This window comes from Paenibacillus sp. NPDC058177 (assembly GCF_042883835.1).
Lineage (GTDB): Bacteria > Bacillota > Bacilli > Paenibacillales > Paenibacillaceae > Paenibacillus_AQ > Paenibacillus_AQ agri.
In genome coordinates this window covers 78,869-98,100 of sequence record NZ_JBHVVB010000009.1, presented here as the reverse complement: position 1 = coordinate 98,100, position 19,232 = coordinate 78,869, and the positions used below count along the sequence as shown (strand labels likewise).

The following is a 19,232-nucleotide window of genomic DNA, read 5'->3' as shown; positions in this document are numbered from 1 at the left end:
CGAGTCTTACGCAGGGGATTCCGTTCGAAGAGAACTCGTTCATCCGCATTATTGCTGAGAAGAACATTGCGAATTGCAGCCAAGCAGTTCTATCAGCAAAATAACACCCAGAAGCACCGGACGTCGTTAATATGGATAGCAAGGAAGACCAGGGGCAGGAAAAGCCGGGTCGCTCAAGTGTGCTTGAAGTTTCCCACCGGCCTTGATAAAATAACGCATCATCCCACACACTGTTTGATTCTATTTCCGATTCGATGATACGGCAATTTCGATTTGCTTCTCTAACTGATTAGTAAGTCCATAGATATCATATTGATAAGCCTTCCACTCGTCCACTAAACCAGGAAATCTGTTCGCTCTATCCTTTTTTCTCCTTGTTTGGCTAGTTGCAACGCTTTATCAAGGTTCTTCAGAAAAGTTGACAAGCAAGTTTATCAGATCATCTTTGCTAAGCTTGGACAATTCAACAGCGATATTCATTGACTTAAGTTCCAATCCATTCATCTCCTCTCCGAGTTAAGCATATAGCATTATCCTAACGAGAATAACGACACTCACGTAAGGACTAGCCCTCGATTTTCTATTCAATTTTATATTTTTAGCGAAATAGGAAAGTATAATAAGAGGGAAATGCAGGAAGTCAAACAATAGGAGGAGCTTATGGGTCGACTAGTTCATTTCGAAATTCATGTAGATGACATGGAACGTGCTAAAAGGTTTTATGGCGAGGTATTTGGATGGGTATTTGAAGACTGGAGTAATTATGCTGGTATGCCTTATTGGGGAGCTACGACAGGCGATGCAAATGACCTCGGCATTAATGGGGCTCTGATGCAACGTCAAGGGGCTTCACCCGAACCCGGCCAAGCTATAAATGGATATGCCTGTACTATTGGGGTGGGAGACTACGATTCTACTGAGTCCAAAATTCTTAATCTTGGAGGCAAGTTAGCGTTGCCCAAGTATGCACTGCCTGGAATGGCGTGGCAAGGGTATTATATAGACACAGAAGGAAACACCTTTGGTATTCATCAGCCGGACGAGCATGCAAAGTAGTCCAATTGAGCCGTTAGACAGGCAAAAGCAGTAAAATATCCAAAATCGGAATTAAAAAAGACACCGGGCCTGGTGTCTTTTTTATTCCTTCCGGGATTGAAATCGCGATCGTGCCAGATCAAAATTATGGCTGTAATCCATTAATTTTTGAGTAATCGTAAATATCGATGATCTCACCATTTTCAATATCTTCTTTAAATAGATAGTCAATGATTTGTGTAGCTGTTTCCTCAGGGGTCGTGAGCATGCCTCTTTCTTTTACCATAGAAAATATTTCAGCCAACGGGAAGGACGCCTTGCTTTGACTTCTCGCCTCTTCCTGCAAAGTAGTGTCGATCATTCCAGGCCAAATGGAAACTATTTTCACAGGTGCAACACTCGTGTTTTGTTCAAGTCCCACGCATTGAGTAAAAACATCTAAACCAGCTTTAGTTGCTGAATATAAACTCATCCCGGGATGGAGATGCTTAGCTGATGAAGAAGAGATATTCAATATTCTCTTATTAACATCAATTTCATTTGTAAGTCGAATAAAACAGGAAGTCAGAGTTATCGGAGCCAACAAATTCACAGTAATGTTAGTTGTTATATCTTTAACATCACATGAATCAACAAAAGCTACAGGAGCTATGACAGCGGCGTTGTTAACAAGATATATCCCTTTGACGCTAGACGTATCAATGGAGCTAATAATAGTAGTCATTAATTCTTCGATATGTTCAACATTGTTAAGATCGAGTTCGAAATACTCAATGTTCTTCCCTTTACCTAGTAGTTCATTATTTTTCTCACGCGAAATACAAAACAAATAATGTTCTGGTGAAATTAACTGTTCAGCAATAGCTTGGCCAAGTCCTCTTGAAGTTCCGGTAATGATGAAATAGTTCATTTTACTAGCACACCTCATTTTAAGACTAGAATATAGAACCTGCTACTAATTTACATTTTATCATTAGTTATGTCAATGCATGCAAAGCCTTCATCTCACTGCCTGTTAATTAAAAAACGTAGCCCCGTGAAGATTGGCTACGTTGTATTACATATTTTCGATATTCATCATCTTACTAGCCGTTGTATCCAGTAGGTCATGTAGTAGGAATCAACAAGGAACGTCCAACGTATGCTCCCTTTTAATAAACCCTCAAACAATTACTCTTGTAAGCCATTAGATACATTAAACTTACATGGGTACGTTCCTTTACTCTTTGTTTACTCATCCTCTGGAAGGCTCTCTACAGCTGTAAAAAACACATCCAAAAGATCTCTATCAAAATGTTCTCTGACATAGTCTGATACTTTCTCTAGTTGCTCCTCAGTGTCGTACTCCAGACATGCACGTCCTTCGGACCATAGTACCGTGATTTGAAATTTCTCTTTCAATTGTTCAATCATAAAATCCTGTTCTACAGATTCGCGGCTGGCTGCCAACGATCCCACACCCCTTCTTAAAGTGATCCTCTAAATATATTTCCCTCTCCTTTATTATTCAAATTTTAAATATATTTTTTCGATGACATTTATCACACGTGGAAAATAAAAACGAATAGAAACGGATCTACCTCAAAATCAGTACTCGCTCATCAAGAGACGGACTCCAGAGGCCTTATTGCCTTTAAATTCGGCCATTCAGGAAGATAACGGACTCCAGAGACCCTATCGACAGAGATCCTGCCTATATTCCACTGCTCAGCAGGAAATAACGTCATCTGAGTCCGCTACATGTTCAGAACAACTTTATTTGGAAAATAACGACTATAGAGTCCGTTAGCTCCTATAAATGAGCTTTAACCTGCAGAATGGAATGTTCTCATCAAGCAGGTTCGACCAACGTCTTATGTCCAGCACTGATTATGACGTTGAGCCATAAACGTATCTGTATTTCCCCAGCTCCGCAACTATTCAAAACAGAAACGAGAGAACGAAAAGAGAGAGTGATCAGAGAATTGAGCAGAGAGAGTGAGAAAAAGCGACCCCGAAAGGTCGCTCCTCAAGATCGCTTCTTCTCTTTACAAACTGGTTAGCTATCGATTGAACAAACTTATGATCTCTACTTATTATTCAGCAATCGCAGGATCAGTGTTAGCGCTTCGGCCCGCGTGGCATTTGCTAGCGGATCGTAGCGGTTTCCGTCCTTGCCCTGCACCAGCCCTGCCTTAACAGCAGCGGCCAGTTCGCCCCTCGCCCAAGCCGGAATGCCGGCTGCATCTACGAAGGTCAACTGCGGATGTTCTTCCGCTGCAAGCTGCGCCGCGCGGGCGGCGATGACCGCGATCTCTGTACGAGTAATGTTGCCACTCGCTCTGAACGTGCCATCCGCATATCCGTTCAGCAAGCCTACATGACTGAGTGCCGCCACCCCTTCAGCAGCCCAGGCCGGTATCTTGTCCTGATCCCTGAAGACTGGCGATGGAGCTGTTGCCGGGCTAAACTCCAAAGCACGGCTTAGGAACACGGCGAACTCCGCTCGTGTCACAATGCCATCCGGCCGGAAGTTTCCGTCCTCGAATCCGCGCGCAATTCTTAGCGCGGTCGCCTGACGGATTACGTCCTGTGCCCAGTGGCCCTGCACATCGCGGAAGCTCGCCGGCTCCGCTGTCGGTGCGGCAGGCGATGCCCCAGCAGGGCTGACCTCGCCGCCTGCTGCACTTACGATGGTGCCTGTTACGGCACCATCAGAAGCCGCGCCGCCCAGGCTGGGGCTTGGCGTCGCTACCGGACCAGTGCCCGGGTCCGTTCCGGTGCCCGGGTTCGTGCCAGTTCCCGGGTTCGTGCCAGTCCCCGGGTCCGTTCCGGTGCCCGGGTTCGTGCCAGTTCCCGGGTCCGTTCCGGTCCCCGGGTCCGTTCCGGTGCCCGGGTTCGTGCCAGTTCCCGGGTCCGTTCCGGTACCCGGGTTCGTGCCAGTCCCCGGGTCCGTTCCGGTACCCGGGTCCTTCACAACGGAAGCCTTCAGCTGCGCCACGGCTTCCGTCAGCCCAAGCAGCAGCTCATCCGATCGCTGCTGGGAGCCGCCCAGATGCACCGCTGCGCGGTGTGCATCTGCTATCGCCGCGGCCAGCGTTGCCTTAGCCGCTGCCGGGTACTGCCCCGCAGCCGTGCCAATCTCGGCTGCGTCGTAGACCTGCTGCGCAGCTGTAATCGCCGCCGACAGGCGGCTGTTATCCGCTGCGCCAAAGTTCAGCCGCACCGTATGCACGGTGCCGCCCACCCGCAGCTGCGCGTTAGTCAACATCGCCGGATCTACCGGCTTGATGTACACCACGCGCGTGCCCGGTGCTGTCTCTTCACCAGGTGCCGCTGTGGCTGTGCCACCGCTCACCTGAAGCTCATCGACAGCCGAGTCCACCGTCAAGACGGCGTAGGTATCCCCCGCCACCGTCGCAATCCGTGCAGGGCTATGAATGTAGCCCCCTGCCGGGGAGAACTCGTCTTTGTTAGCATCGGCGACTGAAACGTTGACGGTATATACCGCATTCTTCTTGAATTCATTCAGCGCCGCTTGCAGAGCTTGCGCGGCAGCCTTAATCTGCGGCTGCGTAGCCGCCAGATTAGCCCCGGTTTTAGCGGCGGCTTGAACCGCTTGCTCGGCATGTTGTTTGGCAGCGGTGAATACTTCTTCCGCGCCGGACGGCGCTGTTGAAGTATCTAATAATTGCTTGGCAGCAGCTATCGAGTTATTCAAGTCTTTCAGAAGCAGTGCATTATAGCTGATATATACGCCTCTGATTTCATCTCCTACCTTATATCGGACATAAGAGAGGCCCAACCAATTCGCTCCAGCCGTCTCCGTCCCCATAGCACTGCGGATGGTAACCTGAACCGCTTGCTCCGTCTCTGCCACCCCATTCTTCAGTTGGATTGCCCGATAGGCGTCCTGTGAATAATCCAGTCCGTCAATAGAGAATCCACCTCTGAAATTCGGCATAGATTGCACCAATTCTTTGGCCTGAGGCACAAGCGTAAGATTCGCATACACCTTATCACCATATTCACCTGAAGCGAGCTTAAGCAGAGTCGCCGTACGGCCAAAATCGGCCTCATATACGGACAACGTCGCCGTTTCCGCCAGTGTATCAATCACATGAACAGGGATAGGTGTAGTGGCAATGTAATATCTGTCCTTATTATTGTTATACCGGGTTGTCAGCGCTTGGACCGAAGCATCTACCGCGTTCTGCGTGGCGCTATCATTCCCCATTACCGAGACAGCTGTCCTCAAGATATCGCTGTTTAGAGATGTCGAGACCCCTTTTGCATATTCTCCTGCCGAGGCTGGCGCAAAATTATACCCTGGCTTGCCCTCAGCCGTTCCCAACTCCTTCAAATCAGCCAACAGACCTTCTACCTTAGCGACAATGTACCGCAACGCTGTTTTATTAGCCGCGTATACTGAAGCCTTATATACTGCAAGCCCATCATTAAGTGCATGATAAGCGGACTTAATAGCATCTGGAGACCGGTCTGGCTGCGCTACGACTTCTTCCGCATGAATAATATGCGTATAGAGCACACTCCGCGATCCAATCGGGTATTGACCAAACTCCGTGCCTTCCACCGTAGTGTCGTACACTGAACGGGATACCGTCACGAGTTCCTGCAGTTGCACAAGCGTAATTGCAGATGGTCCTTCACCGCCCCCCGGCTCCTCCCCACCCTCTCCAGGATTCACAGGTAATCCGGAAGGATCCAGCCAAAGCTGTACATTATACCAATAATCATATTCCAGTCCCGGGTAGGTCGGATTGTTCTTGATGATGACATGCATCAGGACATCCGTAGGCTTCTGAATGTCTGCAATTGGCACAGACATGACAGTCTTGCCGCCTGAACCGCTGCCGCTTGTTACTTGATATTCCTGATAGCCCTCCATCCCTTGCACATGGCTGCCGGTAATAACAGCTTTAGCCGCGCCCGGCTTACGGAAGGCGATATAAGGGATCAGCGCTGCATTCTCTGCTTTGATCTCATGCTCGAAGACCGCCTGGCCATTCTGCACGGTCAATTTGCCCGAATTCTCCACATACAGGAATACATTCGCTGCGGAGTCAGAAGAAGTGTTATCCATCAGATAACGGTAAAAGATATTGCCGTATGTACCGTTCTGCCCCCCTGCTGCCGCGGCTGTCTTTGCGCCCCAATCGAACGGTGTTGCCAGGAGCAGCACTGCCAGGAGCAGCACTGCCAGCAGCAACGCTGCGTATTTTTTCAACTTCATCATTTCGTCCCATTCTCCTCTTCTCAGTGTGCCTTTCCTGTGCCTGATATAAAAGAAGGAAGAAGAAACGGAGCCCCGCTTCTCTTCCTTATGCAATCTTTAAGCACTCAGCCCCTTGGCCTCCCGTTTGTTAATTCCAGTGAATGTCCAGATCATACAGCTGACTGTGGAACACGGTGGAAACGTATAATTGAATACTAATATCCGAGTTTGGATTGGTAGCGGTGAAAGTAAAGGTGGTCAAGTCGGTACTAGCGTCGTAAGAACCGTAATAAGTAGAACTCTCTGCATTCAGGTAAGGGAAATAATCGCCTTTAAGCTTAATAGTAACTGCGTTGCCGTTCACTTCAGCCGGTCCACTAATGAATCTGCTGGAGTGGGTATCGTAGGATCCTCCGTAGTAGAATTGATAGGATTTGCTTGCTGCAAATGCCGGAACGGCCAACATCAGTGTAAGTACAACCATCATCAGCAAGGATACTGTCTTCTTCGCTTTTACCATTAAGTAACACACTCCCTATGATTTGATATTAGAGCTTACGCTTTAACTGCCTGGTTCTCTGGACTTTACGACGAACAACAACCTTCCCTAGGCAAAAGCGGCGGTGCCGCTTCATTATGTGCTGAGCTTCAACCTGTACCCCTTAAGATCATCCCGCCTTTCCTTAAATTCATCGCTTTCTTAATTGATAATGATTATCAATATCAATTAATTGAGTTGATCTTACCTGTTTATCCCAGTCCTTGTCAACCCTTTTTTATATAAAATTTGAATAATTAATATTAGATGTATCAGTTCAAGTCCTTCCTTTTTGGAACGATATACAGTCCAGTCTCCGGCTCCCTTTTTACCACAACATCCACTCCATACACGGCTTTGACCGAGTCCGCAGTGATAACCTCCTCCGGTGGGCCTTCCAGCACAACCTGGCCTGCCTTCATCGCAATCAAATGATCGCTGTAATGAATCGCCTGGTTCATATCATGCAGCACCATCACGACGGTCAGGCCGTGTTCTCTGCCCAGCCGCCGAATCAAATCAAGCATTTCATACTGATAGAAAATATCCAGGTACGTCGTTGGCTCATCCAAAAAAAGAATCGGTGTCCGCTGAGCCAAAGCCAGCGCCAGCCAAACCCGTTGCCGTTCGCCTCCCGACAGTTCGGCTAGCGGCTTCAGCCGCTTATCTTGCATGTCTGTACAGGCTAGCGCCCAATCCACTGCTTCACGGTCCTCTTCACGCTCCGGTACCAGTAGCGAACGGTGCGGAAGGCGTCCAAAAGAAGCCAGCTTCTCCACCGTCAGATCACCTGGTGCAGTATTCTGCTGATGCACCACCGCCAGCTTGCGGGCAATCTCTCGCGGTTTAAGGCGAGCTAGCTCCCGTCCGTCCAGAATGATGGAACCCGAAGAAGGTGTGTAGTTTGCAGCTAACACGCCGAGTAAAGTGGACTTACCGCTGCCATTAGGACCAATGATTGCAGTGGTGCAGCCCATAGGAATCGTAAGATTTAGCTGCTCCAGCAGTTTTTTGTTACGGTGATATGAGAAGGACAGTTCTTTAATCTCCATGGTTCACCTCTCCTTTACGCAGCAGGAAGATTAGAAATGGACCACCGATCACCGTCATGATAATCGAAGCCGGGATCTCCACAGGTGCAAGCACTGTGCGGCCAAGCGTATCAGCTACCAGGATTAGCAGCGCACCCGCCAGCGCCGAGAAGGGAATCAGCACCTTATGGTCAGAGCCGATGAGTTGACGTGCAATATGCGGCACCAGCAGGCCGACAAAAGCGATCAATCCGCCAATCGCCGTCGCCGTTGCCGCCAGCAAGACCGCCACTGCCGACACAGCAATCCGTACACGGCTTACATGCATACCGAGATTGCGGGCCGTTTTATCCTGAAGTACCAGCACATTGCACCAAGGGCTAATCAGTAAGGCCAGAACCAGGCCAAGCGCGCCATATAGCACGATGATCCGCACATCTTCCCATGTCTTCAGGTTAAAAATCGAAGTCGTTGCCATATTCACCATCGTTACTGCATAACTGCCCCTGTAGTTAAAAGACTGCCCCAGCCCAGTGAACGTAGCGTTCACAGCAATCCCGACCAAGACCAGCCTCAGCGGCTGAAGTCCTGATTTCCAGGACAAGGTGAAGACGAGCAGGCAGGCGATAGCTCCCCCCAGAAAGGCAAATAGCGGCATCCAGAAGAACAGCGCCGGAAAAATTGTAACCATCGTCAGCGAAACAAAGCCTGCACCCGAGGAAATACCGATTACCCCGGCATCAGCAAGCGGACTGCGCATCACGGATTGAAGCAGCACGCCGGAAACAGCCAGCGCGGCTCCGCAGAACAACGCTACGATGACGCGTGGCAAACGTAAATCGCGAATGATCGCTACATTTTCATTGGTGCCTGTAAACAAGCCCTTCAACAGTTCAAGCAAACTGACCTGCAGGCTGCCGCTGAGTACTGACCAGAGCACTGCTACCAGCAGCAAGACCAAGACAGCAGCAAAGCTCCACAGTGATCTTTTCATGTTCTCTTCATCCTCTGTCTGTTGTTAAAATACAAACCCGCTCTAATGCTTAAGCTCCGGGTACAGCATCGGCAGCAAATCGCTTAGCGCCGTATCGGCTGCAAGGTTCGCCGTGGTTCCGAATAGCTCTTCAGGCAGATCGTAAACACGTTTGTTCTTAACTGCATTGAAGTGCTTCCAGATATCATTTTTAATAAAATCCTCGTTGAACATCTTAATCACTTCCTCCGGCATTCCGTGTGCCGCGCGCAGAATTACATCAGGGTTGCCCTGCTGCAAATATTCCGTATTGGAGGCCAAATATTCGACCGACTCTCCTTGGACGATATTGACGCCCCCAGCAATACGAACAAGGTCACCGATGTAAGAATGTTCGGTCGCTACCAAATAGCTGCCTGGTACCCCAAGCAGAATAAGCACCTTGGGCGAAGGCTTGCCCGCTATAGCCGCTTTGATTTCAGCGATTTTATCTTCATAACGGGTAATTACACTCTCAGCCTGCGCCTTACGGTCATACTTCTCTCCAAGCTGGACCACCGACTCCTCCAGCTTTGCAAGGCTGGTCAGGTTGAGGAAGTTCGCTTCGATCCCGGCGCTCTGGAACAACGGCTCCAGATCATATTTCAGTGTGGTCACCGACAGAACCTCGGTGGGCTTGAGTGACTTTACTTTTTCCATATCTGGACCCATGGGGTTGCCGACCTTCTCCACATTCGCATAACGTTCCGGCAGCTTCTTCGCACTGGTCGGTATACCCACCAGATTCAGATCGAGCAAATCCATAATCTCAGTCGCCGACACAGTAGTTGCAATAATGCGTGGCTCCTCCTTGGGTGTGGGCTCCGGTGTGACTTCCGCTAGTTGTTGCTGCGTGGCTGCCGGGGTGGACGCCGGACTCTTTTCCTTTGCGCTCTCCGTATTTGCAGCACAACCCACGATCAAGATGACCCAGCATAAAACGGCCATCAGCCCTATCATTTTTTTCATAACAGGAACGTCCGCTCCTTTCTTCCTGCAAAACTGCGAAGGACGCCGTAAATTCGGCATCCTCCGGGTAGTCTGTGCTTATGTGTAATGGATTTTATTGCTCCAGCAATTTCACTAGTAGCGTTACTGCCTCTGCACGGGTTGCATATTCACCCGGCGCATAACGATTACCACCCTTGCCGCTAATCAGGCCCGCTTGCTCTGCAGCTGCAATGTAAGGGCGTGCCCAAGCAGCAATATCGGCGATGTCGCTGAACGTTGGCACTGCATTTGGGTCAACCTTCAGCCCTTGTGCACGAACGATGATCACAGCAAGCTCGGCGCGGGTGATTTTGCGGTCCGCGCGGAAGCTGCCGTCTTCATAGCCGCTGATGATTTTGCGGGCGGCTACCTGTCCCACACCGTCGGCTGCCCAGGCAGGGATGCTGCTTGCATCGCTGAAGCCACTGCTGTCCGTTGCTCCGCCTTCAAGCTTCAACGCCCGGCTTAGCAACACAGCGAACTCAGCCCGGTTGATCGGGTTGTTCGGACGGAAGCTGTTATCATCATATCCTTTGACAAGTCCGGACTTGATTGCTTGCTCAATAGCAGCTTGTGCCCAGTGACCGTTCACATCAGTCAGGCTAACCGGCACTGCTTGCTCTGTCCCCGTCGTTCCACCATTAGCCACTGGTGTTGATGTAGGCTTTGGAGTCGGTGCAGCAGATGCTACTGCTGTTGCCGATGGTGTTGGTGTAGCTGCTGGCGAAGACGCACCAGAATCAACTTGGCCAGCAGGGTTGCTTGTCTGACCTCCCACCGTATTGCCTACTTTGATATCCACATTATAGGTGTGGAAGTAGTTGAACTCAGGCCAGTCAATTTTGACCCATGCTTTAACTCTGACCCCGGTGTTGCTAATAGGGAACTGCACAGTACGAGTGTTGGCTGCGTTATCCGAAGCAATTACGGACACCGATTGCTGACCTACGGTGAATCCGGTGATTTCCTTGCTCTGCGTTAGTGTAATGGCCAGATATTTCTGCCCGCCGGATACAATCAGCGTACCTGGATGCTGCACGTATGTATCCATCATAGATACCTCGTTGCTGCCATCCTTGAGAATACTGTAGTCGATGCTGTAATAACCATCCGCGATGGAAGACCCCGGTGTTGCAGTTGGTACTGGCGATGGTGAGGTGACTGGTGCTGTTCCTCCGTCTCCACCACCTTCCGTACCCGGTGCTGGTGTAGATATTGGAGTTGGAGTTGGAGTTGGGGTTGGTGTAGATGTTGGCGTCTCTTCTCCACCGACACTTACAGCTGTGATGGAGTCCAGATTAAATTTATAACGAACCGCATGCGATTTGTCATAATTTGCTGAGGCTACGACAACACGAACTGTTCCAGGAAGAATAGCGGATAACCGCTCCACTGGAAAAGAAATCACACGTGTATTAGCAGCCTTATCCTCACTTACTGTCGTTACCGGCACAAGATTTGTTCCGTCACCGGCGACTTGAATTTCCTGGATGGTGGAGCTGTCTTTAATTACGCTAAACGAGATGCTCTTCTGTCCTTTGTCCACCGTCAGTACTGCCGGAGTGCTGAAATATTTATTCATCGAGGATTCGGTGTCCCCGGTTGCCTGGAGCACTGAATAGCCAATAGTATATTGTCCGTCGTTCAATACCGGATCGGAAGGCGTTTCCGGCTTAGGCTCAGCGGCTGGAATCTGGCTCGGATCAAACTTGAAATCAACGTCGTACACGTTGAAATAGTTGATTTCAGGCCACTCGATCTTGACCCATCCCTTAATCGTGGAGTTCAAATCACCCAATTCGAATTTAACTGTTCTTTGGTTGTTAGACGCATTTTGATTGGCTACTGTTCCTTCAGATAATGTTCCATCTGCTGCTGTCAGCTTCAGGCCGGTAATTTCCTTGTCCTGAGTAACTGTAATAGAGACATAGTTCTTGCCGTCTTTAACTTCCAATGCAGCTGGCTTAAGGACAAATCCCTCCATTACAGAAGGGCTGGTAGTACCATCCTTCAAAATAGAATACGGAAGCACATACTGCCCGTCCTTGTAACGCGCACTTTCGGCGTAAGCTCCGCCAAGCGGCTGAATCACTGATCCTATAAGTAAAATGAATGCCATAATTCGTAGCACAAAACCAAATGTTGCTTTATTCAACACGATCATTCCCCTTTGAACTTATTTTTTTCTGGCTCTATAAACCGCATAACCTACCGCCGTAACCAGCACAGCCGCCCCGCTACTCAATGTTGGAATGAGCTTTGGTCCCGCTTGCTCTTCTGCCCCCACAACGGGTGCTGTCGTGGGAGCTACTGCGGCCGTCGGCTTCTTCGTTGGCGCTGGCGTGGCCGCTGGTTTCTTCGCCGACGCTGACGTTGCCGTCGGCTTCTTCGCCGGCACTGGCGTTGCTGCGGGCTTCTTCGCTGGCGCTGACGTTGCTGCGGGTTTCTTCGTCGGCGCTGACGTTGCTGCGGGTTTCTTCGTCGGCACTGGCGTTGCTGCGGGTTTCTTCGTCGGCACTGGCGTTGCTGCAGGCTTCTTCGTCGGCGCTGGCGTTGCCGCCGGCTTCTTCGCCGGCACTGGCGTTGCTGCGGGCTTCTTCGCCGGCGCTGACGTTGCTGCGGGCTTCTTCGTTGGCACTGACGTTGCCGCCGGTTTCTTCGCCGGTACTGGTGATATCGCCTTTAATTTCCCAGCCTCAAACACAAACCGGATTGTGTAGTCATGATCGTAATCAATAGACGGCACAGTGACATGAATCTTCGCAATCACCGGTTTTTCTACGTCTTTGATTTCAAATTCCACAACCCGAGTATCTGCCGTCTTATTGCTGCTCACGACTTTGGCGTTGCCGCCCGGGACCTGAAACTCAGTGATCCACTCGCTATGATTCAGCTGCAAGCGGACTTTAACCGTTCCACCGGAAACTGTCAGCTGCGCCGGCTTCTCAAAATAGTCATTAGCCATGGAAACAGATTCATCTTCAGCCTTCTTGATGACATAATCGACGCTATAGGTCCCCTCTGCCGGAGCGGCGGACGCCTGAAGCAACGGCTGCACAGTGTAGGCAAACATCAGTACAAGCATGAATACCAGTCCAAATTTTCTTCGAATCGACACGGTATCGATCTGCCTCCCTTCCAAATTCATGCATTTATCATTGATAATCATTATCAACTTATCAGCAAAAAAAAAGCAACCCCTGCTCCCCTTTTTCTTGTATTTGCCAATATTTCTTGTAATGTTCCAGTAAAACATGTAGAAGTTGGACGCTGACATGATAATAATGTGATTTTTTAACCTTTGTCAACCCTTTTCTAAGATCTTTTGTTTTAAAATTCTCCGTTCTCAAAATTAAAATGAGCACAGTTTCAGTGGCGAAACCCCGCATTCTACGCTTCCCAATAAGGTTTCTTTACTGAAATCCAACCCTGGATGTCACTATTCTGCCATGAAAATGTGAATATTGTTTGACAACGATAATGATATTCATTATCATTTGATGGGAAAAGCAATTATCTTCCTTTCTTTCATCCCTCATTCGGTACTTCTTCCGAAAGCTCATGATGAGGGTAACTACAACCAAACAGGAGGTTATCCATGGTCAAACGATGGCATGCCCCCCTCCTCCTTCTAACCTTGTGCGCCCTCCTGCTCACCGCCTGTGGTTCGGCGGGACGGTCGGATGTTACTGGTGCGGATGCAGCCTTACCCGCGCTTACCTTGACTGATTTTGCAGGCAGGCAAGTCAGCTTCCCCTCTGTTCCACAGCATATTGTGGCGCTGGGTAATGGAGAGGCAGATATTATTATCGCCCTCGGGGGAGCGTTGGTCGGCAAACCAACCTCAAGCGGTGGCACCATGCTTAAGGGAACAGAGGGCATTATGCAGATCGGTACGGCGCACGAAGTAGATCTGGAGAAGATCGCCTATCTCAAGGGTGACGCGGTGCTTGGCAATACGGGGATGAATGCCAAGGATATACCGGCTATCGAGAGCATCGGGGCCAAGATGGTGTTAACCCAGGCCAATTCAGTGGCGGATATTACAAAGCAGATCACCCTTTTCGGCCAAATGCTGAACAAGGTACCGGAGGCGCAGCAATTAAGCGCGGATATTGAAGCCGGGATAAAGACCGCAGCGTCCTCCCGCACTGGTGAGAAGCCGCGGGTACTGCTGGTATATGGCGCTCCCGGCACCTATATGGCGGCACTGCCGAATTCACTGGGCGGAAATATACTCGAGCTGGCGGGCGGAGCCAATATTGCTGCAGATTATCCCGCGCTACAGAGCTATCCGCAATATGCCACGCTGAACACAGAACGGGTCATGGAGGCCAACCCACAGATTATCCTTATCATGACCCATGGCAACGGCGAAGAAGTGCAGAAAGGCTTCGAACAGGAAATGCGGCAGAATGCGGCCTGGAGTTCCATTGATGCGGTTGTACATAACCGGGTACGCGTACTTCCCGCCGATCTATTCGGCACAAATCCCGGAACACGAGTGACTGAAGCCCTGCAGCTGCTAGTATCGTTATTCGCCGAATTGGAGGCGCAATGAACAAACAGCAACGCAATACCCGTAGGACTCTCGCTTGCATTCTTGCTCCTATCCTGTTGTTGCTGGCCTGCCTGTATGGGCTGACTTATGGATCCGTCCCCATCTCTCCCGGTGAAGTCTGGTCTATCCTGCTGGGCGACCGTCTGGAAACATCCGGGCTGATTATTATGGACCTGAGACTGCCCCGGGTGCTGATCGGCCTCTTGGTTGGCGCTTGCCTAGCTGTGTCCGGCGCGCTGCTGCAAGGCGTGATGTCCAATCCCTTGGCCGATCCCGGCATTATCGGCGTCTCTGCCGGCGGAGGCTTGGCCGCCGTCATTGCGATGGTGGTTCTGCCGCAGTACAGTTATCTGCTACCTGCTGGAGCTTTTCTCGGCTCGTTTCTCGCCGCAATCATGATCTATCTGCTGGCCTGGGACAGCGGCGCTTCACCCATGAAGATTGTACTCGCGGGCGTAGCCATCAATGCGCTGCTCGGCGCTGCTATGAACGGCTTCATGGTCGTGTTCAGCGACCGCGTTCAGGCCGTGCTCCCCTGGTTGTCCGGCGGACTCAGCGGACGCAGCTGGCATCATCTCGGCTTCGCCGCACCGTATGCCCTGATCGGCCTAGCCTTGTCACTCCTCGCCATTAAACCGGCAAATCTTCTGCTGCTCGGCGATGATTCCGCCCGGCTGCTTGGGCTAAAAGCTGAGGTGTCCCGCTTCCTGATTATTCTGCTGGCTGCACTACTTGCCGGAACTGCTGTCAGTGTGGCTGGACTGGTCGGCTTTGTTGGCCTGGTCGTACCGCATGCAGTTCGCTTGCTAATTGGCGGTGATTACCGCTTCCTGTTGCCAGTCTCCATGCTCGGCGGCGGCGCGCTTGTCGTCTTCACAGACACGGCTGCCCGTACCTGGTTCGATCCAGTGGAGCTGCCGGTTGGGATTTTATTAGCCGGAGTGGGTGCACCCTTCTTTCTCTACCTGCTACGCAGAAGGAGGTTGACTTCATGAGTACCCGCAGTGATAACAGCGACACCATCAAAAGTGTTCCGGCCATTGAATGCCGTCAGCTAAATTATACGCACGGCGGCTTCAGGCTGAAGGATGTTAAGCTTAGCATACCGTCAGGACAGCTCACTGCAATTGTCGGGCCCAATGGCTCCGGCAAATCCACGCTGCTGCGCATCTTGGCCGGACTTGCCGCCCCGGAGTCAGGAGAAGTGCGGATTCTTGGTGAAGAGCTTCATAAGTTCCCTCGCCGAAAATTAGCCCGTACCCTGGCAATGCTCCCGCAGTCCAAGCACGTACCAGAGAATTTAACCGTCCGCGAGCTGGTAGCCTACGGCCGTTCTCCCTACCAAAGCCCCTGGAACTACCTGGCAAACGCCGAGGACCAGCAATGGATCGACCATGCGTTGCAGCTAACGGGAACCGCCAGGTATGCTGACCGCATGTTCCATACTTTATCCGGGGGTGAGCAGCAAAAAGCCAGAATCGCCATGACCCTGGCCCAAAATACGGATATTCTGCTTCTTGATGAACCAACTACTTTTCTCGATATTACCCACCAGTTCGACGTTATGAACATGCTTGCAGCCATCAACCGCGAGACCGGAATCACAATAGTGATGGTACTGCATGATCTGCCGCAGGCCGTTGCTTTCAGCCATCATATGGTGGCGCTAAGGCGCGGATCTGTTGTGGCCACGGGAAATCCGCGGGGATTACTGGACGATGTCTTTTTACAGAAAGTATATGATCTTGAGGCTTCAGTGAGTTATGTAGAGAATTACCCTGTAATTATTCCAAAATCCTATTATAAATTGGAGGAACGTAACATGATTATCGTGAACAATACATCGCAAATTAAGAAAGGCCAAGCTTCGCTGCTCATTAATCGGTTCGATAAGGTCGGCAAAGTTGAAGAGATGGAAGGCTTTCTCGGCCTTGAGGTACTTCTGAATGAGAAACCGGCGGAATACGATGAAGTAACCATCAGCACACGTTGGGTATCCAAAGAAGCATTCCAGGGCTGGACTCGCAGCGACGCCTTCCGTGAATCGCATTCCCACCGCGAGACGCCGGAATATATTTTGTCCAACGCCATTTCCTTCCACGAGGTTAAAATTGTTCGCAATCCGATTAGCGCTTAAACGTGCTCTTAGCTCTTTGCAGCAAAAAAACATAGCGGCGTGTGCCAAAGGTGCACGCTGTTATGTTTTGTCGTACGGTTCACCATGAACCGGCTTCGCCCTTAGGTAAATACATATTATCCCAGTATCGTATGGTGTAATCACCATATCCACTTATAATTTACATACAACTTAGGAGAACTCTACTTTAATGAGAAAGTTTGCTTTACATGTGAAATCGGTATCCCTGATTGCAATTTTGAAAACATTCGTTCCACACCTTCTATCTGCTGCTGACTGTATAGAACTCCCTGAACCACAATGGACTTATACGATTCCAGATAACACAACAACAGAAGATTTCTACAAGAATTATTACTCTCTAGGAAAAAATATATCCCTATCTTGAAGAAAAAATAACAATTCCTATACTGCTTATACGTTACAGTACTATAACCCTGGCGGAAAAAGTAAATCCCCTACAAGATGATCGCCTTGGACGATACTACCTGGCAGCAAAAATGGAATCGCACCTTACCCACACCTGAGCTAAATGAAACAAACAGATTGTTTATATCAGTAGGAAGTAACTATCTGATTCAAGATAAGAACACGCTCAGCTTGTAAGATACGAATAATAACCAACTTATCGCTACGAGAACTTTCGACGACTTACCTGACCAATTCACGTTACAGCGACTGGGCAACCAAAGCATAGCCTTTGGTGCAGTGGAATCTAAATGTGCTTGGTATGATTACGCAAAATCATCAAAAGCCGTATTCTACATACTGGATTCCCCCACGCTAAATACACAAAACTCACTAGTCCTTGAAGAAACTCGGTTTTCCGACCTCTCATCAGTAGAACGCCGACAACAGATCGCCGCTTTAAGCGCTTCTTTTTCACTGTCTACTTTACGGGACTAAGGCCACAATGCCTATGTTTTTCTTTAAAAAAAACTCAGATTACCCTTTTCTCTGTAATTTCGCTCTGCACGCTTAAGAAGGAGAAATGTAAGAGAAATCATAATAATCAAAACAAAAGACATAGTAAAGAAAGTACTAAAGAAATTTTTTGTATAACCCTCAATTAACCAGCCTCTTAATAGAACAAGAACGTAAGATAGAGGATATAGATTCGTTATAAACAACCCCCATTTAGGAAAAACTTCCGTTGGAACTCGAGTTCCTGAAAATAACTCCATAGGGTCTTCAATAATGAGATATATGATTGACGAATCTCTTGCAAACAAGAATATGGAGTTTAATAATCCACCCCAAATTACTGCCGTAATAAAAGTCATAACAATAAAAGGAATTAAGTAAAGAAGGGTTTTAAAATTCATGGAATCCATTACAAAAAAAAGAGATATTATAAAAACAACAAAGATCCAAATATTCTGATATAAAGCTCCGGTTGCTCGACCAAGCATAATTGCAAATCTGTTGGCCGGGCTAAGGAATATGGGTTCAAGTGTACCAAATTCTCTTTCAATGCTCATCTGCCACGCAGATTGTGATAAGGAATTAAATACAAGATAGCCGAGATGGCCAATAAGTAGAAAAACAATAAATTCTTTTGCATTAAAATTTAATTGATTAGCATTCAAATCAAAGGGCTTAAAGCTGTATAATACTCCAACAAATGAAATAATCGGCCACAATAAAAGCGAAATATATACAGAAGTTGAGTGTAGATTTTGTTGATTCTGCTTCTTAATTTCACTTAGGAAGATTATTAAAAACTTCATAATTTCCCACCAATGCTGTCAGACATTTTTAATAAAGCCTTTTCCAGAGTAGGCTCTTTCACTAAAAACTTAATTACTTGTGAATTTTTAAAATCAAAAATTTTTAATAATTCAGACGTGATATCGTCTTTAATCTGAATAAGGAGCGTTTCTTCGATCCCACTTTTTTTTGATGTGTACTGACCTCCGGCATCTTCAATTGCATGAGAAAGAGCATTCCTTTGATTATCAGACAAATTTATTACTACAATTTCAATTTCATGCATTACTTGAATTGACTTTGTTATTTCCTTAGGAGTTCCCTCTGCGATCAATTTACCTTTATCAATAATGTAAACCCAATCACATAACTCTTCAATTTCAGCAATATAATGCGTTGTAATCAATAATCCTTTATTTTTTTCTTTTGCAAGTTTTTTCAAATAAACCCTTATGTCTCTTGCAATTTCAATATCTAATCCTAAGGTAGGCTCATCTAAAAAAATATAACGTGGATTATTAATTAACCCCCGAGCTATTTGTAAACGTTGCTTCATTCCTTTCGAAAATTTTTCTACTGTCTCATCCGCACTTTCACTTAAATCTACTATTTCTAATAGTTCCTTCACTAGTTCTATTCTTTCTTTTTTTTTAATACCATATAAACTTGAAAAATAATCCAAGTTTTCTCTGGCCGTCAATCTCCAATAGATGTTTCTTTCTCCACCTGAAATTACATTAATAATTCCCTTTACTTTCTTGTGTTCCTTGATGCCATCCAATCCATCAATAGTTATTTCGCCTGATGTTGGTTCGATTTGAGAGGAAAGCATTTTTATAGTGGTACTCTTTCCAGCTCCATTTATACCTATAAGTCCGACAATTTGGCCGGGTTTAAGCGTTAATGAAACATCTTTAACGGCTCTAACTTCCTTTATTGCTTTCGAAAAAAATTTACTTTTTACTTTATACGTTTTACTTAGGTTCTTTGCTTCAAGCATTAG

16 protein-coding genes are annotated in these 19,232 nt (G+C 48.3%); 5 read left to right on the top strand and 11 right to left on the bottom strand.

The window, feature by feature from the left end:
- Positions 1–660 precede the first annotated feature (660 nt).
- The gene (locus ACFVU8_RS26550; protein WP_387431317.1) at positions 661–1,056 is read left to right on the top strand and encodes a VOC family protein; all 396 of its coding nucleotides are present in this window, start codon (positions 661–663) and stop codon (positions 1,054–1,056) included.
- A gap of 124 nt (positions 1,057–1,180) precedes the next feature.
- Here ACFVU8_RS26550 and ACFVU8_RS26545 read toward each other — a convergent pair whose 3' ends face one another.
- From ACFVU8_RS26545 to isdC, 9 genes are all read right to left on the bottom strand, one after another.
- A complete protein-coding gene (locus ACFVU8_RS26545) occupies positions 1,181–1,945 on the bottom strand; it encodes a (S)-benzoin forming benzil reductase (protein ID WP_387431314.1) in 765 nt (254 codons plus the stop codon).
- A gap of 320 nt (positions 1,946–2,265) precedes the next feature.
- Positions 2,266–2,493: a hypothetical protein gene (locus ACFVU8_RS26540; protein ID WP_379467005.1), complete on the bottom strand. Its 228-nt coding sequence runs from the start codon at positions 2,491–2,493 to the stop codon at positions 2,266–2,268.
- Positions 2,494–3,103: 610 nt separating this feature from the next.
- Complete coding sequence (locus tag ACFVU8_RS26535) at positions 3,104–6,271, bottom strand: S-layer homology domain-containing protein (RefSeq protein WP_387431312.1); 3,168 nt, start codon at positions 6,269–6,271, stop codon at positions 3,104–3,106.
- A 127-nt stretch (positions 6,272–6,398) separates the two neighbouring features.
- A complete protein-coding gene (locus tag ACFVU8_RS26530; protein ID WP_175372086.1) occupies positions 6,399–6,770 on the bottom strand; it encodes a hypothetical protein in 372 nt (123 codons plus the stop codon).
- Positions 6,771–7,060: 290 nt separating this feature from the next.
- On the bottom strand, positions 7,061–7,840 hold the full coding sequence (locus tag ACFVU8_RS26525) for an ABC transporter ATP-binding protein (protein ID WP_387431310.1): 780 nt from the start codon (positions 7,838–7,840) through the stop codon (positions 7,061–7,063).
- Positions 7,830–8,813, bottom strand: a complete 984-nt coding sequence (locus ACFVU8_RS26520; protein WP_387431307.1) for a FecCD family ABC transporter permease — start codon at positions 8,811–8,813, stop codon at positions 7,830–7,832. The genes ACFVU8_RS26525 and ACFVU8_RS26520 overlap by 11 nt, the downstream gene beginning before the upstream one ends.
- Positions 8,814–8,855: 42 nt before the next feature.
- Entirely contained in the window at positions 8,856–9,800 is a 945-nt protein-coding gene (gene isdE, locus ACFVU8_RS26515) for a heme ABC transporter substrate-binding protein IsdE (RefSeq protein ID WP_387431305.1), read from the bottom strand.
- Between the two features lie 94 nt (positions 9,801–9,894).
- On the bottom strand, positions 9,895–11,976 hold the full coding sequence (locus tag ACFVU8_RS26510; protein ID WP_387431302.1) for an NEAT domain-containing protein: 2,082 nt from the start codon (positions 11,974–11,976) through the stop codon (positions 9,895–9,897).
- A gap of 21 nt (positions 11,977–11,997) precedes the next feature.
- Entirely contained in the window at positions 11,998–12,939 is a 942-nt protein-coding gene (gene isdC, locus ACFVU8_RS26505) for a heme uptake protein IsdC (protein WP_387431300.1), read from the bottom strand.
- Between the two features lie 480 nt (positions 12,940–13,419).
- On the opposite strand from isdC, the gene ACFVU8_RS26500 reads away from it, so the two are divergent.
- From ACFVU8_RS26500 to ACFVU8_RS26485, 4 genes are all read left to right on the top strand, one after another.
- Positions 13,420–14,382 carry an ABC transporter substrate-binding protein gene (locus ACFVU8_RS26500; RefSeq protein WP_387431298.1) on the top strand — a complete coding sequence of 321 codons (963 nt, stop codon included), beginning with the start codon at positions 13,420–13,422 and terminating at the stop codon, positions 14,380–14,382.
- On the top strand, positions 14,379–15,377 hold the full coding sequence (locus tag ACFVU8_RS26495) for a FecCD family ABC transporter permease (protein ID WP_387431297.1): 999 nt from the start codon (positions 14,379–14,381) through the stop codon (positions 15,375–15,377). The genes ACFVU8_RS26500 and ACFVU8_RS26495 overlap by 4 nt, the downstream gene beginning before the upstream one ends.
- The gene (gene isdG, locus ACFVU8_RS26490; protein ID WP_387431295.1) at positions 15,374–16,519 is read left to right on the top strand and encodes a heme oxygenase; all 1,146 of its coding nucleotides are present in this window, start codon (positions 15,374–15,376) and stop codon (positions 16,517–16,519) included. Before ACFVU8_RS26495 ends, isdG begins: the two co-directional genes overlap by 4 nt.
- A 190-nt stretch (positions 16,520–16,709) precedes the next feature.
- Entirely contained in the window at positions 16,710–16,907 is a 198-nt protein-coding gene (locus ACFVU8_RS26485; protein WP_387431294.1) for a hypothetical protein, read from the top strand.
- Positions 16,908–17,448: 541 nt separating this feature from the next.
- Here ACFVU8_RS26485 and ACFVU8_RS26480 read toward each other — a convergent pair.
- Entirely contained in the window at positions 17,449–18,249 is an 801-nt protein-coding gene (locus ACFVU8_RS26480; protein WP_387431292.1) for an ABC transporter permease, read from the bottom strand.
- On the bottom strand, positions 18,246–19,229 hold the full coding sequence (locus ACFVU8_RS26475) for an ABC transporter ATP-binding protein (protein WP_387431289.1): 984 nt from the start codon (positions 19,227–19,229) through the stop codon (positions 18,246–18,248). Before ACFVU8_RS26475 ends, ACFVU8_RS26480 begins: the two co-directional genes overlap by 4 nt.
- Positions 19,230–19,232 lie beyond the last annotated feature (3 nt).